This is a genomic window from Paraburkholderia sediminicola (assembly GCF_902859805.1).
GTDB lineage: Bacteria > Pseudomonadota > Gammaproteobacteria > Burkholderiales > Burkholderiaceae > Paraburkholderia > Paraburkholderia sediminicola.
In genome coordinates, this window is record NZ_CADIKC010000011.1 from 1 (window position 1) to 16398 (window position 16398).

General features: G+C 61.9%; 14 protein-coding genes. 8 read left to right on the forward strand and 6 right to left on the reverse strand.

Going from position 1 to position 16398, the window contains the following annotated elements; translation table 11 throughout:
- Positions 1-252: 252 nt before the first annotated feature.
- Complete coding sequence (locus R8871_RS30130; protein ID WP_175053742.1) at positions 253-993, reverse strand: PepSY-associated TM helix domain-containing protein; 741 nt, start codon at positions 991-993, stop codon at positions 253-255.
- Between the two features lie 331 nt (positions 994-1324).
- Between R8871_RS30130 and R8871_RS30135 the strand changes: the two genes are divergently transcribed.
- Positions 1325-3226 (forward strand): DUF3857 domain-containing transglutaminase family protein, encoded by a 1902-nt coding sequence (locus tag R8871_RS30135; protein ID WP_175053743.1) that lies wholly within the window; start codon positions 1325-1327, stop codon positions 3224-3226.
- A 12-nt stretch (positions 3227-3238) separates the two neighbouring features.
- On the opposite strand, the gene R8871_RS30140 is transcribed toward R8871_RS30135, so the two are convergent.
- Both R8871_RS30140 and R8871_RS30145 read right to left on the reverse strand, forming a co-directional pair.
- Positions 3239-4267: a serine/threonine protein kinase gene (locus R8871_RS30140; protein WP_175053744.1), complete on the reverse strand. Its 1029-nt coding sequence runs from the start codon at positions 4265-4267 to the stop codon at positions 3239-3241.
- 100 nt (positions 4268-4367) lie between these two features.
- The gene (locus R8871_RS30145) at positions 4368-4580 is read right to left on the reverse strand and encodes a hypothetical protein (protein ID WP_035554043.1); all 213 of its coding nucleotides are present in this window, start codon (positions 4578-4580) and stop codon (positions 4368-4370) included.
- 415 nt (positions 4581-4995) lie between these two features.
- On the opposite strand from R8871_RS30145, the gene R8871_RS30150 reads away from it, so the two are divergent.
- From R8871_RS30150 to R8871_RS30170, 5 genes are all read left to right on the forward strand, one after another.
- The gene (locus tag R8871_RS30150) at positions 4996-8178 is read left to right on the forward strand and encodes an efflux RND transporter permease subunit (RefSeq protein ID WP_175053745.1); all 3183 of its coding nucleotides are present in this window, start codon (positions 4996-4998) and stop codon (positions 8176-8178) included.
- 76 nt (positions 8179-8254) lie between these two features.
- A complete protein-coding gene (locus R8871_RS30155) occupies positions 8255-9562 on the forward strand; it encodes an efflux RND transporter periplasmic adaptor subunit (RefSeq protein WP_175053746.1) in 1308 nt (435 codons plus the stop codon).
- Entirely contained in the window at positions 9559-11079 is a 1521-nt protein-coding gene (locus R8871_RS30160) for an efflux transporter outer membrane subunit (protein ID WP_407673235.1), read from the forward strand. Before R8871_RS30155 ends, R8871_RS30160 begins: the two co-directional genes overlap by 4 nt.
- A 59-nt stretch (positions 11080-11138) precedes the next feature.
- Complete coding sequence (locus tag R8871_RS30165) at positions 11139-12428, forward strand: MFS transporter (protein ID WP_407673236.1); 1290 nt, start codon at positions 11139-11141, stop codon at positions 12426-12428.
- A 353-nt stretch (positions 12429-12781) separates the two neighbouring features.
- The gene (locus tag R8871_RS30170; protein WP_007179669.1) at positions 12782-12967 is read left to right on the forward strand and encodes a hypothetical protein; all 186 of its coding nucleotides are present in this window, start codon (positions 12782-12784) and stop codon (positions 12965-12967) included.
- Between the two features lie 188 nt (positions 12968-13155).
- Here R8871_RS30170 and mgrA read toward each other — a convergent pair whose 3' ends face one another.
- Positions 13156-14199, reverse strand: a complete 1044-nt coding sequence (mgrA, locus tag R8871_RS30175; protein ID WP_093634658.1) for an L-glyceraldehyde 3-phosphate reductase — start codon at positions 14197-14199, stop codon at positions 13156-13158.
- A gap of 219 nt (positions 14200-14418) precedes the next feature.
- Between mgrA and R8871_RS30180 the strand changes: the two genes are divergently transcribed.
- Positions 14419-14625 carry a DUF3185 family protein gene (locus R8871_RS30180; RefSeq protein ID WP_054037169.1) on the forward strand — a complete coding sequence of 69 codons (207 nt, stop codon included), beginning with the start codon at positions 14419-14421 and terminating at the stop codon, positions 14623-14625.
- 64 nt (positions 14626-14689) lie between these two features.
- Here R8871_RS30180 and R8871_RS30185 read toward each other — a convergent pair whose 3' ends face one another.
- A complete protein-coding gene (locus R8871_RS30185) occupies positions 14690-15451 on the reverse strand; it encodes a phytanoyl-CoA dioxygenase family protein (RefSeq protein WP_175053747.1) in 762 nt (253 codons plus the stop codon).
- A gap of 300 nt (positions 15452-15751) precedes the next feature.
- Positions 15752-15916 carry a hypothetical protein gene (locus R8871_RS30190; protein ID WP_175053748.1) on the reverse strand — a complete coding sequence of 55 codons (165 nt, stop codon included), beginning with the start codon at positions 15914-15916 and terminating at the stop codon, positions 15752-15754.
- Between R8871_RS30190 and R8871_RS30195 the strand changes: the two genes are divergently transcribed.
- Positions 15915-16283 carry a hypothetical protein gene (locus R8871_RS30195; protein WP_175053749.1) on the forward strand — a complete coding sequence of 123 codons (369 nt, stop codon included), beginning with the start codon at positions 15915-15917 and terminating at the stop codon, positions 16281-16283. The two genes, R8871_RS30190 and R8871_RS30195, sit on opposite strands and share 2 nt — an antisense overlap.
- Positions 16284-16398 lie beyond the last annotated feature (115 nt).

Genomic DNA, 16398 nt, shown 5'->3' on the forward strand with positions numbered 1-16398 from the left:
CCATCTTCATCGCAAAGATCACGCCGCGCTCTTCGGCGCTCAGATGTTCGTATATTTTTCCCATGCAACGCATCCTAACTGAGGCTGTTGCACTTGTATTTTGAAACCGCCCTACTTTTCTTTGCGGCAGGCAAAGAAAAGTAGGTGCCGCCCCGCACAGGGGCAACGCTAATAGACCACTAACAAATCAAGGAAAGGCCAAAGCCCCAGGAACACGGCCAAACAAGCGCCTAGCAGGCAAAAAACCCCAAGTCACGTTAACCCACAAACCACAGCGGCAACCACCGAGCCGCCAACCAACACCACACCCACAATCCGCCGCTTATTCAACTCAGTCCACAACAAGACCCCAGTCAGGGACAGCAGAATCATTCCACCAGCAATCGTATCGATCAACAAAACCCATCCAACACTTAACCCCACACCACGATGCAAATTATTCATCGTAGTCAGAAACGAATTCTGCGTGCGTTTCACCGCTACAAACCCATTCCCAACCCAATACTCCGCCTGCACATTCTGACCCGGCCCAAAAATCCCGACTTGCCAGAACTCCGGCTGCATCGCACTGCGATCCCCCCATGCCACCGGATGCGCCGGCTCGCGTTTCACCTTCCCCGGCTTGCCGTCGATCTTTAATTCGCCCTTGAGCCACTTCGCCATCTCCATCGGCGAACCCAGCTTCTTCTGCGGCACGGGAATCTGCATCTCCTCGACCTGAGGCTCGCCCGACGACACCTTCAACGGTCCGCCCCGATGATTCAGCAAAAACCCCGTCGCACCAAACATCAGCCCCAACACCGCGCCCCACAGACCTACCCAGCCGTGCACCTTGCGCAACCACTTGATGAAATTCGCCCGCCGCGAACGCTGGCGCCGCGCCGCCTGCTCGGCGTCGTCCATCAGATGATGACCGCGCTCCGGCCTATGTGCCGTGTATTGCGTGCCTCCACCAGCAGGAGGTTTCATATCGATCGAATCAGGCGCGTTCACATCCATGCTCCAGGCGCAGCAAGTTAAACCCCCGCCGTCAGGCAGCGACAAGGCGCTCGCGCTCACCAGCGGTAAAGGAAAGTTCGAAAAGAAGGGCCGGACAGACCCGGCTTGCGGTCCAGGCCGTCCGGCTGAGAGGCTGGCTGGCAGTCACAGAGGAGGAGAAATGTGACAGAAAGCTGGCGGCGCCTTTCAATTGAGAATGGCTATCATTACACAGTTAGGGCATTTGCTCAATCGCAATGCTCGGTATCCCCTTGACATCCGTGCGGCGCAAACCGACTCTAACTGGCGATCCCGTCAACGTTGCCGTTCCGGATACCTGCCCGCCATGCGCCTCACCTCTTTGGTCTGTCTTGCCTCTCTCGGCTGGCTTGCCGGCGTCCATGGCGCGAGCGCGAGCATCGCGGCCAAACTGGACGATCCCTATACCAACGAAGGTGAAACGCAGACCTTCACCGTCAACGCAGACGGCTCCTTCTCGAAGCTCGATTCGATGACGCTGCACGTGAACAACGAAGCAGGCGTCGCGCGAGTGGCGCAGCAATACGTCTGGTTCAACCGCAATATGGCCGACGTGCAGATCATCGAGGCCTACACGACCACCGCCGACGGCGTGCGTCACGACGTGCAGCCCGATCAGATCCGCGACGTGCAGGAAGCGCGCTCGTTCGACGCGCCGATGTTCCAGGACATCCAGGAAAAGGTGATCGTGTTCCCCGCCGTCGAACCCGGCTCGCGCGTGCACCTCACCTATCGCAAGACGCAAAAGCAGCCGATCGAGCCGGGCGAGTTCAGCGACTTCACACCGCCCGATCTCGCGCCGACCCACAACTTTCACCTCATCTACGATCTGCCCGCCGGCAAGCCGCTTTATGCCGACGCACGCGGCTTCACCGCGCTTCAACCGGTTACGCGTGACGGCCGCACACGCTACGAATACCGTTACGACAAGGCGCATTTCAGCCGTCTGGAGCGCGGCTCGATCGCGTACGTGTCGTACGGCGACCGGCTCATGGTCTCGACCTTTCCGGACTACGCCGCTTTCGCCGCCAGCTACCGGTCGTCCGCCGCCGACCCGAGCGCGCGCGACAGCGCCGTCACGCGTCTTGCGCAAAACCTCACCGCGCGCGACCACACCCCGCACGACAAAGCCAAAACGCTGTACGACTGGGTGCGCCGCAACGTCCGCTATGTAGCGATCTATGTCGGGCGCGGTTCGGTGGTGCCGCACAGTGCAAGCGCGATCCTCGCGAACCGTTATGGCGACTGCAAGGATCACGTCGCGTTGTACGGCGCGATGCTCGACGCCGTCGGCGTTCGCAACGAACCGGCCTTGATCAGCAGTGGCTCGATCTACACCTTGCCGAGCGTGCCGGGCTACGGCGTCATCAATCACGTGATCACCTGGCTGCCGGATTTGCAGCAATACGTGGACTCGACCGCGTCGAATGTCGAGTTCGGCTTTTTGCCGTCGTCCGACATGAACCGGCCTACCGTCCTCGTCAATCAGGGGGTGGTCGCGCAAACGCCGGCCACCGAGTTGATGACGCGCAGCACCGACCTGTCGATCAAGCTCGAACCGGATGGCTCGGCGAGCTTCACCTATCGGCTGGAAGCATCGGGCGCCACGGCCGAACAGGCGCGCGCGATGTTGCGCACGCAGACGCCCGCGCAACGTGAGGACTCGATCCAGGCGGAGCTGCGCAGCGCCAACCTGCGCGGCACCGCCACGCTGACCACCAGCGACCTCACCGTCGCCGACGGCCCGCTGACGATCACCATGAAAGGCACGCTCGAAAGTCTGGTGGTGCCGGGCGCCGCGGCATCGATTCCGGCGCTGACGAGTATGGCCGGCGGGTTCGAGGCGGACACCCGCTACTGGCTCGGCGAACGGCAGCGCACGCAGCCATTCGTCTGCCACAACCTGGCGTTGCATGAACGCGCGCGCATTGAATTGCCCGCGAATTTCCACGTGCTGGAGATGCCTGAAGCGAAACGAACCCAGGACCGCTTCGTCGATTTCCAGTCGCAGTACACGTTCGATCCGCTCAGCAACGTGGTGACGATGACGCGCGACGGCGCCACCCATTTCGACAGCGAGGTCTGCACGCCCGACGACTTCGCGAAAATGCGCCCCGCGATCGAAGCGATCGGGCGCGACGTGCGCGCCGAAGTGATCGTCAAATCGACGCTGGTGGAGTCGTCGAGCGTGGCGTCGCAGGCGCCGTAAGACCGCTGCCGCTCAAACCGGCCAGAGCGGCCCTTCCTCCATCGCGCCGAGCTGCTCGCGCAGTTCGAGGATGCGATCTTCCCAATAGCGCTGCGTGTTGAACCACGGAAACGCCGCCGGAAACGCCGGGTCGTCCCAGCGGCGCGCGAGCCACGCCTGGTAGTGAATCAGCCGCAGCGTGCGCAACGCTTCGACGAGATACAGTTCGCGCGGCTCGAAGTCGCAGAAGTCTTCGTAACCCGCGAGCAGATCCGCCAGCGCACGCGAAGCCTCGACGCGATCGCCCGGCAGCAGCAGCCACAAATCCTGCACTGCCGGCCCCATGCGGCTATCGTCGAAGTCGACGAAATGCGGACCTGCGTCGGTCCACAACACATTGCTCGGATGACAATCGCCGTGCATTCGCAACATGCGAATATCGCCGGCACGCTCGAAGGCGCGCTCGACGGCTTCAAGCGCGAGATTCACCACGGTCTGCCACGCGGTGCGCACATCGTCGGGTACAAAGTTGTGCGATAGCAGGAAGTCGCGCGGTTCGTAGCCGAACGTGTTGATGTCGAGCGTCGGGCGTTCGGTGTAGTTCTGCGTCTGTCCAACCGCATGGATGCGGCCGATGAAACGCCCCAGCCATTCGAGCGTATCGCGACGGTCCAGATCGGGCGCGCGGCCGCCGCGGCGTTCGAAGATCGAGAAGCGGAAACCGTCGAAGGTATGCAGCGTGCGACCTTCGAAAACACGCGCGGGCACGGCCGGAATCTCACGCGCGGCAAGATCGGCGACAAAGGCATGTTCTTCGAGAATAGCGGCGTCGGTCCAACGCTCGGGACGATAGAACTTGGCGACCACCGGCGGCCCGTCTTCCACGCCCACCTGGTACACGCGGTTCTCGTAGCTGTTGAGCGGCAGCATGCGGCCGTCGGTGTACACACCGACGCTGCTGAGCACGCTGTCGAGCGCGTCGAGCACGATTTCCGGCTTGAGCCGGGCGAAAGGCACGGCGCTATCGGCGCCGTCCTGTGGGTCGAAAATGTCGTCGTTCATGTCCGCATTGTGCGCCGCGCCGCCGTCAAAGACGAGGGCGTCGGCTCACCTTGCGGCTTACAGCCACCTGCAACCACCATGAATCGGACTCAAACCAGCTTCAATGCACCTGTGCGCTAGACGGGCGAACCTGCTCGCCCGTATCGATCAGATCTTCAAGGAAAAAGGGTTCAGTATTCAGATGCTCCGATGTGCCGGGTTCGCCGGCATACCAGGCCACCATAGCCATGTCGCCGAGAATGCGCATGACAATCCCGCGTGCGCCCTGCGGCACCGCGATATGCACCGATCGGACAATGGAACCGATTTGCATGATGTTTCCCCGTTTCTCCCATAGCCGGCTTTATGGTTTCCGCGCCGGTCAAGGTGATGATAAAAGCGCCGCTTCGCCGATAACGTTGCGTACGCACCCAATCTGCTGCGCGTAAGACGCGTGAGAGGTTCGAGTCATTGTTCCCGTTTTGCGGGGCCATGGAAAGCGCGAACTCGGGGCTCTTCACCCGTCGTTTCGCCCTATTCCCATTACAGCGCGCCGGGCCGATGATCTGGGCGTAAAGCGTCGTAACGAGACCATCATAAACCCAGCCGGGGCGATATATCAAAATCATGCACCGTCAGAACGATCCTCTGAATCCGCCCGTTGCGACAGCCGGCCGCCTTGGCGGCATGCCTCAGGGCCACCGTGTGCGCCACACCGGCGGCGTCGGCTTTCATCCCCTTCACTAGCCATGTGGATCGTTCGTCTGGCGCTGCGGCGCCCCTATACCTTCGTCGTGCTGGCCCTGCTTTTGCTGATCGTCGGTCCGCTGACGATCCTGCGCACGCCGACCGACATTTTCCCAAATATCGACATTCCGGTGCTGTCGGTGATCTGGTCGTACAACGGCCTGCCCGCCGACGAAATGGAAAAACGCATCGTGCTCAACTACGAGCGCGGGCTGTCGGTAGCGGTCAACGATATCGAGCACACCGAGTCGACCTCGCTGAACGGCATCGCGGTGATCAAGATCTTTTTTCAACCGCACGCGAATATCGATGAAGCGCTCGCCGAAGTCACGGCGCTGTCACAGACGCAATTGCGCTCACTGCCGCCGGGTATCACGCCGCCGAATATCCTGCGCTACAACGCCTCGACAGTGCCGATCCTGCGCCTCGCGCTGTCGTCCGCTTCGCTCACCGAGCAGGAGCTGTATGACTTCGGCAATAACTTCCTGAAGACGCAGCTCGCCACCGTGCCCGGCGCATCCGCACCGTTGCCGTACGGCGGCAAGCAGCGTCAGATCATGGTCGATATCGATTCGCGCAAGCTGCAGGAGCGCAATCTGTCGCCGATGGACGTGGTCAACGCCGTCACCGCGCAGAATCTGATCCTGCCCTCGGGCACCGCGAAAATCGGCTCGACTGAATATTCCGTGGAGATGAACGGCAGCCCGGATTCGCTCGCCGGACTCAATAACATTCCGATCAAATCCACCGCTAACGGCACCGTTTATATCCGCGACGTCGCTCATGTGCGCGACGGCTTCCAGCCGCAAACCAACATCGTGCGCGTGAACGGCCAGCGCGCCGCCTTGCTGACCATCAACAAAAGCGGCAACACGTCCACGCTCGAAATCGTCGACCGTATCAAGAAGATGATGCCGACGCTGCGCAATCTCGTGCCGGCTTCGCTGAACATCGATCCCGTAGCCGATCAGTCGCTATTCGTGCGCGCCTCGGTGCAGGGCGTGCTGCGTGAAGCGCTGATCGCCGCGTGCCTGACCGGTCTGATGATTCTGCTGTTCCTCGGCAACTGGCGCGCGACGTTGATCATCGCCGTGTCGATTCCGCTGTCGATGATCACCTCGATCATCGCGCTGTCGATGCTCGGCGAAACCATCAACATCATGACCTTGGGCGGGCTCGCGCTCGCGGTCGGCATTCTGGTCGACGACGCTACCGTGGCGATCGAAAACATCAGCCATCAACTTGAACAAGGCAAAACGCTGGAGCAGGCGATTCTCGACGGCGCGCATCAGATCGCGATTCCGACACTGGTCTCGACCTTATCGATCTGCATCGTGTTCGTGCCGATGTTTCTGCTGACGGGCGTCGCGCATTACCTGTTCATTCCGCTCGCCGAAGCGGTGGTGTTCGCGATGCTGGCCTCGTATTTCTTCTCGCGTACGCTCGTGCCGACCATGGCGAAGTACCTGCTGCGCCATCACCACAAACCGGCGGACCTGCATCACGCGCCCGAGCAAATGCGCAATCCGTTCATGCGCGTGCACTATGCCTTCGAGCGCGGCTTCGCACGGTTTCGCGATCGCTATCGCGTGTTTCTCGAGGCACGGGTTGCGCGACCGGGTCTATTCGTGACGCTGTTTCTCGTCTGCTGTGGCGCGTCGATGTTGCTGATGCCGTTTCTCGGCCGCGACTTTTTCCCGCAAGTCGATGCGGGCACCATCGCGCTGCATCTGCGTGCGAAAACCGGCATGCGGGTCGAAGAAACCGCAGTGGTAACCGATCGGGTCGATACGCGGATTCGTCAGTTGATACCGCCGGGCGAGTTGCATTCACTCATCGACAATATCGGCTTGCCGGTTTCGGGCATTAACCTCTCGTACAGCAACACCGGCACGATCGGCACCTCGGATTCGGACGTGCTCATTACGCTGAATCCCGATCATCATCCGAGCGCCGACTACGTGCGCACACTGCGGCGCACGCTCACCGACGAATTCCCCGGCGTGCAGTTCGCCTTCCTGCCCGCGGATATCGTCAGTCAGACACTCAACTTCGGCATGCCCTCGCCGATCGACATTCAGATCGTTGGGCGCGACGTCGCGGGCAATCGCGCGTTCGCCGCGCAGTTGCTGAACCGGCTGCGTACCGTGCCGGGTCTTGCCGATGCCCGCATCCAGCAGCCCGCCGATCTGCCGCGCATCTTCATCGACGTGGACCGTACACGCGCGCAGCAAGCCGGCTTCTCGCAACGCGACATCGCAAGCGATCTGCTGATTACACTGTCCGGCAGCCAGCAGACCACGCCGACGTTCTGGCTCAATCCGCGCAACGGCGTCAGCTACAACGTGATCACGGAAGCGCCGCAATACACGATCGATTCGCTGCAATCGCTCGCGAACATTCCGCTGAATGCCAACGGCCGCAGCAATATCCTCGGCTCGCTCGCCACGATGAAACGCGAAGCGGGCAACGCGGTGCTCACGCACTACAACGCGCAGACCACCATCGATATTTTCGGCACCGCCGACGGCCGCGATCTCGGCGGCGTCTCCGACGACATCGGCAAGATCATCGACAACGCCAAAGCCGATCTCCCCAAAAGCTCAACCATCGAAGTCCGCGGCCAGGTGCAGACCATGAACGATTCGTTTTCGGGCCTGTTCGCGGGTTTGGTATTTGCGATCCTGCTGGTGTATCTGCTGATCGTAGTGAATTTCCAGTCGTGGCTCGATCCCTTCATCATCATCACAGCGCTGCCGGGCGCGCTCGCGGGCATCGTGTGGATGCTGTTTCTCACGCACACCACGCTGTCGATTCCGGCGCTGACGGGCGCGATCATGTGTATCGGCATCGCCACCGCGAACTCGATTCTCGTGATCAGCTTTGCACGCGAACAACTGCTGGAACACGGCGACGCGACGCGTGCGGCAATCGAGGCCGGCTTCACGCGTTTCCGCCCGGTGCTGATGACGGCGCTCGCGATGGTGATCGGTATGGTGCCGATGGCGACCGGTCTCGGCGAAGGCGGCGAGCAGAATGCGCCGCTCGGGCGCGCGGTGATCGGCGGTTTGACGGTCGGCACTTTAGCTACGCTGATCTTCGTGCCCGTCGTCTTTTCGATGATTTACCGGCGGCTCGCGGCGCGGCGTCAGCGGGCGGCCGAGCATGTGGTGCAAAAACCATGACGACTCGCACGGCACACGCAACGCGAAACACAAGAGGCAGCTTCGACTGCCCATGCATTCTGATAGGGGAAGCTTGATGGAAGGAAAACGTCCAGTCGGATCCAACGCCGCGCCCGAGCCAGCGAAAGGGAAACGCGCACGCTGGGTAATCGTGGCAGTGGTCGTGGTGATCGTTCTGCTCGCGGCGCAAGGTATCTGGTCTCGCCATGACGCCCATGCGGCACTCGAGCGCGATGCCGAGCACGCCAGTCAAACGAGCGTCGAAGTCGTGCGTCCGCAGAAGTCGACCGCGGGACTCGATCTCGTGTTGCCCGGCAACGTGCAGGCGTTTCTCGACACGCCGATTTACGCACGCACCAACGGCTATCTGAAGAAGTGGTACGCGGACATCGGCGCGCACGTCAAGAGCGGCCAGTTGCTCGCGGAAATCGACACGCCGGAAGTGGACGATCAACTGCGCGCCGCCCGCGCCGACCTCGCGAATGCCAACGCCAACTACGCGCTCGCGAAAAGCACCGCCGACCGTTGGACTGACATGCTGAAGAGCAAATCCGTCTCGAAGCAGGAAACCGACGAGAAGGTCGGCGACATGCTCGCGAAGAAAGGCACATTAGATGCGGCTCGTTTCAACGTAGCGCGGTTGGAGAAGACGCAGTCGTTCCAGAAGGTCTACGCGCCGTTCGACGGGATCGTGACGGCACGCAATGTCGACGTCGGCGCATTGATCGACGCGGGCAGTTCCGGCGGTCCGGCGAAGGAACTGTTCCATGTCGCACAGGCGGACAGATTGCGTGTGTACGTGAACGTGCCGCAGGCCTATGCACAACAGGTCCGCGCGCAGCAAACGGCGTTTCTGACACTGACCGAGACGCCGTCGAAACATTATCCTGGCACCGTGGCGCGCACCTCCGGCGCCGTCGATCCGCAACAGCGGACCATGCTCGTCGAAGTCGATGTCGACAATCGCAATGGCGATCTGCTGCCGGGCGCATACGCGCAGGTGCATTTCGCTTTGGGTGCCGGCGCCGCGCCGTTTACGCTGCCTGGCAACGCGTTGCTGTTTCGCCCGGACGGCGTGAAAGTGGCCACCGTGGATCAACAGCACAAAGTGAAGCTGCTGCCGGTTTCGCTCGGAACGGACTTCGGCACACGCGTGGCAATCGCATCCGGTTTGCAGGGTGACGAACAGGTGATTCTGAATCCGCAAGATTCGATCGTCGACGGGGCGCCTGTGCGGATCGTGCCGGCAAAAGCGGGGGCCGGCTCGGGTAGCGCAGCGGGTGCTTCGAATGCGGAGGGCGCTGCGGGTGCCTCCGGTGCAGCAGCCGCAAGCGCGCCAATTACGCACGTCGCCAGCCTGCAATCAACGAGGATGTCCCTGTGAGCGCGCCAGTATCACGCCGCCATTTCGGGCCGCCGTTTGCACGCAGCTCGCTGCTTGCCGCAGCGTCGGTCTTTGTCCTCACGCTCACCGCCTGCACCGTGGGCCCCGACTACGTCAAACCACCAGCGGTCACCGCCGCGACCTACAAGGAACTCGAAGGCACCGGCTGGAAACCTGCGCAACCCGCCGACACCTTCACGCGCGGCGCGTGGTGGAACGTCTACGCGGACCCGACGCTCGATGTACTCGAACCGCAGGTCGCGAGCGCGAACCAGAACGTGCAGGCTGCCGAGGCGCGCTTTCGCGCCGCTCGCGCGACAGTTGCGCAATACCGATCGAACTTCTTCCCTGTCGTCAGCGCGAACGGAGACTATTCACGCGCGCGGTCCTCATCAAATGTGCTGCACAAATCGACCGCCGGTCTCACGCTGAACGATTACCTCGTGCAAGCCGACGCGTCGTGGGAACCGGACTTGTGGGGCCGCGTGTCGCGCAGCGTCGAAGGCGCGAAAGCCGAAGCGCAGGCGAGCGCCGCCGATTCGCAAGCCGTGCTCCTCTCGATGCAGGCCGAACTGGCAACGGACTACTTCGAACTCCGCGGTCTCGATCAGGAACGCCAACTTCTCGACGACACGATCAAGGCCTACAAGGAAGCACTCGATCTGACGGAACACCGTTACGCCGGCGGCATCGCTACCGACGCCGATGTCGGAGAGGCGCAGACGCAGTTGCAAACCACTCAGGCGCAAGCGCTCGACCTCGGCGTGCAGCGCGCGCAACTCGAGCACGCGATCGCGATCCTGGTCGGGCAGACGCCCTCGACGTTTTCCCTGCCGGTTGCGCCGCTCACGGCCGTGCCGGTGGTCGCGACGGCCGGCGTGCCATCCGCGTTGCTCGAACGAAGGCCCGACATCGCGTCGGCAGAGCGGCACGTCGCCGATATGAACGCGCAGATCGGCGTGGCGACGGCGGCATTCTTTCCGAACCTGATTTTGTCGGTGACGGGTGGGCTAGAAGCAACCAACTACAGCCAATGGCTGATGGCGCCGAGCCGCCTGTGGTCGCTCGGGCCGACGCTGGCTGGCACGCTGCTCGACTTCGGCGGACGTGCATCGGTGAAAGAACAGGCCCGTGCGCACTACGACGAAAGCGTCGCGCAGTACCGCCAAACGGTGCTGACGGCATTCGGTCAGGTCGAAGATAATCTCGCCGCATTGCGCGTACTCGAACAGGAAGCCGCCGCGCAGGACGACGCCGTGACCGCCGCGCAGCGTTCGCTGGCGGTCGTGTCGAATCGCTATAAAAACGGCGCGATCACGTATCTCGACGTCGTGGTCGCGCAAACCACCGCGCTCAGCAACGAGCGGAATGCAGTGTCGATCGCGCGCCGCCGCATGGCCGCGAGCGTGGCGTTGATCAAGGCATTGGGCGGCGGTTGGGACGCGTCCGCCTTGCCGAGCGACGAACAGATCGTGCATCCCGCAGCACCCGCGAGCGACGCTGCGGCGCATAGTTGAATTTTTCAGCGTATCCTTAACTCCTTTGAGTATTTTGCGCTCCCCAAGGAGATTTTTTCGTGACCGCATCGCCGGACTCCCACCGGACTGCTGCTTCGGCTGTTCCCGTTTCGTCTGCTTCTTTCACCTCCGCTGCTGTGCCTGGCGTCTCTGACATTCCCTATCTCGAACGTGGCACGCGCGCCTATTGGCGCGCCAGCGTCGCACTGCTGTTCGCGGGTTACGCCACCTTCTCACTGCTGTATTGCGTACAGCCATTGCTGCCGGCGTTCTCTACGGCGTTCAACGTAACGCCGGCACAAAGCAGCTTGTCGCTATCAGTGACAACTGCCGCGCTCGCGCTCGCCATATTCGTGGCCGGGTTTGTCTCGGAAGGCTGGAGCCGTCACAAGCTGATGACCGCATCGCTCACGCTGTCGGCGCTGCTGACGATCGGCGTATCGATCGCGCCGCACTGGCATCAATTGCTCGTGTTGCGCACGCTCGAGGGTCTCGCGCTCGGTGGCGTGCCCGCTGTCGCGATGGCGTACCTCGCGGAAGAAGTGCACCCGGATGGGCTTGGTCTGGCGATGGGCTTGTATGTGGGTGGCACGGCGATCGGCGGGATGGCCGGGCGCGTGATTACCGGCGTGGTCGCGGATCTGTTTTCGTGGCGTGTGGCAATCGGAACGATCGGCGTGCTCGGCATTCTGTCGATGCTCGCGTTTCGCGCCTTGCTGCCGCCTTCGCGCCACTTCGTACCGCGCCGCGGGCTCGGCTTTGCCCATCACCGCACTGCGCTGCTCAGGCAATTCACGCGGCCCGGCTTGCCGCTGCTGTTTCTACTCGGCTTCGTGCTGATGGGCAGCTTCGTCACGCTCTACAACTACATAGGTTACCGGCTGCTCGCGCCGCCTTACCTGCTGAGTCAGACGGAGATCGGCGCGATTTTCGTCGTCTATCTGACGGGCGTGGTTGCCTCGCCGTGGTCGGGCCGCATGGCCGACACCTTCGGCCGGGCGCGCGTGCTGACCGCCAGCTTGCTGCTGATGGCATGTGGACTCGCACTCACGATGCTGCATCCGCTGGCGGCTATTGCGACCGGCATTGCTTTCGTCACGTTCGGCTTTTTCGCCGGACACTCGGTGGCAAGCGGCTGGGTCGGACGCCTCGCCAAAGAAGCAAAAGGCCAGGCGGCCGCGCTGTATCTGCTCGCGTATTACATCGGTTCGAGCGTGGTCGGTTCTTATGGCGGGCGCGTATGGGCGGGTTATGGCTGGAACGGCGTCGCCGGATTGGTCGGCGTGCTGCTTGTCGTAGGCCTCGTTGCGGCCATGCGCTTGCGTCGGCGCGAACGGATCGCGGCATGAAGGAGCGCTGCCGATCGACTTTGGGGAAACCTGACGACCCGGAGGCAGCGTGAAACAGCGCCTGCATGGTGCGTACCCCGGTTACGCGAGAACCATCCGCAGCGCATCAAACAAGCTCGGAAAGTAAGGCGCGTGTAAGCAAATACTTCATTTTTTACGGGGTTTTTGCTGCAACGCGCCAATCGCGGCGACCCTTGCGGCATTGGGTTCAGCAGCCTGCGAAGACGCGCTGCAGCGCCGCAATACGTTGTTATGTTGATCTAACCGTCGCCTATACTCGAATCGACCGCTGGCAGTGCATGACTCCAGAAATCGAGCCGCTGCCCGCGTTGGTATTACATAAGGAGACGGGTATGACGACCTACTTTACGATCGGCGATTTCATCCTGGTCATTCCGATGGCGCTGGCCGGCGCCCTGTTTGTCGGCGCGCTCCCCTGCAAGACGGAATTTCGACACAACGCGTTACGCGTGCTTGGCGCGCTCATCGGCGTGGTGTTCGCGGTCGTGCTGGTCGAAGGCTTGCCTGCGCTAGTGTAGCGGGGTCCGGCGAAGGCGGCCTATGCGCTTCGCCGATGGTTCGGTCGACTGAACGCAGTCGCTTCGGCCATTGCGCGGGAAGCGTGTGCTCTCCGAACTGAGTTAAAAAAAGCCGCCTCACGGGCGGCTTTTTTCGTTTCTACGGCGTGTCTCTACTGCGTGTCTCTACAACCTGAAACGCTGCGGGATCAGATCGCCTGATCCGTCGACGGTTTTTCCCACAGGTTGATGCCGCCTTCGGTCGCGTAACGATCGATCTCCGCCAGCTCTTCCTTCGAGAACGCGAGATTCTTCAGCGCGCCGACATTCTCACGCACCTGTTCCGCGCGGCTTGCGCCGATCAGCACCGACGTGACGCGCGGATCGCGCAGCGCCCAGGCGAGCGCCATCTGCGCGAGGCTTTGTCCGCGACGCTGCGCGATGTCGTTGAGCTTGCGCACGTGCTCGATGTTTTGCGGGCTCAGATGTTCCTGCTTCAACGAACCGCCGCCCGGCTTGTTGACGCGCGCGTCTTCCGGCACGCCGTTCAGATATTTGCCGGTGAGCAAGCCCTGCGCGAGCGGCGTGAACGCGATGGCGCCCGCGCCGACTTTCTCGAGCGTGTCCAGCAATTCCTGTTCGATCCAGCGGTTGAGCATGTTGTATGCCGGCTGATGGATCAGGAGCGGCACCTTGTACTCGGCGAGCAACTTTGCCATTTCGAGCGTCTTGGTGGCCGAGTATGACGAAATCCCGATGTACAGCGCCTTGCCCTGCTGCACGGCGGTTGCCAATGCACCGGCGGTTTCTTCGAGCGGTGTATCGGCATCGAAACGATGCGAATAGAAGATATCGACGTAGTCGAGGCCCATGCGCTGCAGGCTCTGATCGAGACTCGCCAGCACGTATTTGCGCGAGCCGCCGCCCTGACCGTACGGACCCGGCCACATGTCCCAACCTGCCTTCGACGAAATCAGCAGTTCGTCGCGATACGGCTTGAAGTCGTCCTTGAAGAGCCGGCCGAAATTGGTTTCAGCGCTGCCGTACGGGGGGCCGTAGTTGTTGGCGAGGTCGAAATGCGTGATGCCCAGATCGAAGGCCGTGCGCAGGATGTCGCGCTGCGTGGAGATCGGCGTGGTATCGCCGAAGTTGTGCCACAGGCCCAGCGACAGCGCCGGCAGTTTGAGACCCGACTTGCCGCAGACGCGGTATTTCATGTCCGAATAGCGTTCTGAAGCTGCTTCGTAAGCCATTGCTAGTGTCCTTGATGTTGAAGTCGCCCAGCGATCACGGGCGTGAGGAAATCACATGCTGCGGGAGGCGTGCAGGTTTTATATTCAGGTATGGGTGAGGCCAGACCGCTATGGTAGCCAATCGCCGCGATGCGTGCAGGCGCCCAGTATGCGGGATGGACGACCGCTTGCGGCTCCCCTACACTTTGGCCGATCAAAGCTTAGCGGAGGGATGGTTTCATGACGAAGGCGATTTCAATCGCGCTGATTGTCGGCGGTATCGTGTTGTTGTATTTCGGCGGGCAGGCGTTCAACTCGGTCAGCAGCGAGGTGTCCCGCGTGTTCACCGGATCTCCCACCAACAAGGCGATCATGCTGATTGTGGGCGGCGTTATCGCCACGATTGCCGGCCTGACCGGAGTGGCTGTTTCCGGGCGCAAGCGCTAGAGCGTCCCGGGTACCTTGCGCGGCGCTGGACCAACGGGCCCCGCCCCGCGCGAGGCAAAAAAACTTAAAAGGCAATTTCGGGCTTGGCCGCCGAACGGGATCCCGGCAGGGGCACATTGCTCGCCCCGTGATAGGTGAACACCAGAGAAAATTTCACCTGATCGCTGAGATTCTTGCCGGCCGAATGCAACGTGTTGCAATGAAAGAACACCACGTCGCCGGCCTTGAGTTCGGGCGAAACCGCAGTGCGAATCAACGCCTGATTTTCTTCCAGATCGGAGCGGAAAAACTTGGCCTCGTCGAAGCGGTCGGACGTGAAGGCGGCGCTGTGCGACTTCGGCACCAGCCACAACGCACCGTTGTCGACCGTCTCCGAGCCGACCGCGAGCCACACCGACACCAGGTCGTCACGCTCGAACGACCAATACCTCACGTCACGATGCCAGCCGGTCAAGCTGCCATAGGCAGGGTGCTTGGTCATCATGCAATTGTGATGCGCCCGCGATAAGCGCGGCTCCTCGCCGAAATACAACTCCATCCAGCCGCGAATTTCCGGCGCGGTGGCCCATTGCGCAAAATGCGGATGGCGCCCGTACGCATCCAGCAAACGGCGAACCGTATGCCCACCCGGCGCGTGTTTGGAGTCCGGTGCGCCCGGATAGCGCAGATCCGCTTCGAATTCGATTGGCGTGGCCGCTTCCTGCAGCTGGCGCTCTGCAATCTGCTTCAGTTCAGCGCAACGCTCGGGCGAAACCAGTCCCGGCACGACGACAAATCCCTGCTCCCGCAACGTTTGAATCTGCTCTTTCTTCGAGTGAAGTGACATGGTGTTCCGTTACTTTCGACTGACTGATGCTCGATTGTAAAACGGGCGCGATCGGACTGCGCGCTGTTTCACCTGCCGGGAAGCCGAGGCCTTACGCACTACTTTCAAGCGCATGGGCGATTTGCATGGCACGCTGTCTGGGCAAGCACGCACGAAAATCGACCGCAAAGGGCGCGACCCCGCAAACTCGCGCAACGCGTTCACCCCCGTAAAAACCCGTATTCGCAGGGTAAAAACCGACTTTCTGACGTCATGAATCACGTGTAGCCTGCACACATGTTGATCGTTCTTCCCGCACTTTTACGGCACGCACAGGCCGCCAAGGCCGACTCCGCCGTCCTCCGTGTCCTTTCCAGTCGAATTCCGGGCTTTCGCGCCGTCCATCGCGACACCGCCGTTGGCACATTTGGTGCTCCTTCTGGCGCACACTCCGTCGCGCGACACGTTGCCTACTTGTGAAGCCATGCATACTCTTCTGAGCACCCGTCTTACCCGCGCCGCATTGAAAGCGGCGCGTCCGGCCCGCCGCCATGTCGTGCGTGCACTGCGTCACCATGCCACCCGCACTCGCGCTTTGGGCGAGCAATGGCGTGAAGCCAAGGCGGTCGACGGCATTCGCACGTGGTTCCACACCTTCTTCTCTGCGCTGCGCCTGCAAGGGAGCTCGCGCCGTTTTTCGCTGCGTACGTTGCTGCGCAAACCGACGCCGCTGCGCCTCACCGCAACGCGCAATGCGCCGGTCGTCGCCCCGCAAAGTACGAGCCGCCGTCCGCGCCGGATGTCGACGAGTGGTAGCAGCGGCTGGTTCGCGTTCGCGTTTGCGAGCCGCTAATTGAAGGACTGAGTGCGCGGCTGAACGAGCGGCCGACTGAGCGCGGCTGAATGAGCTGCGGCGCACCGCAAAGGCAATAAAAAACCCCGCCCGGCTTGGCGCCTGGCGGGGTTTT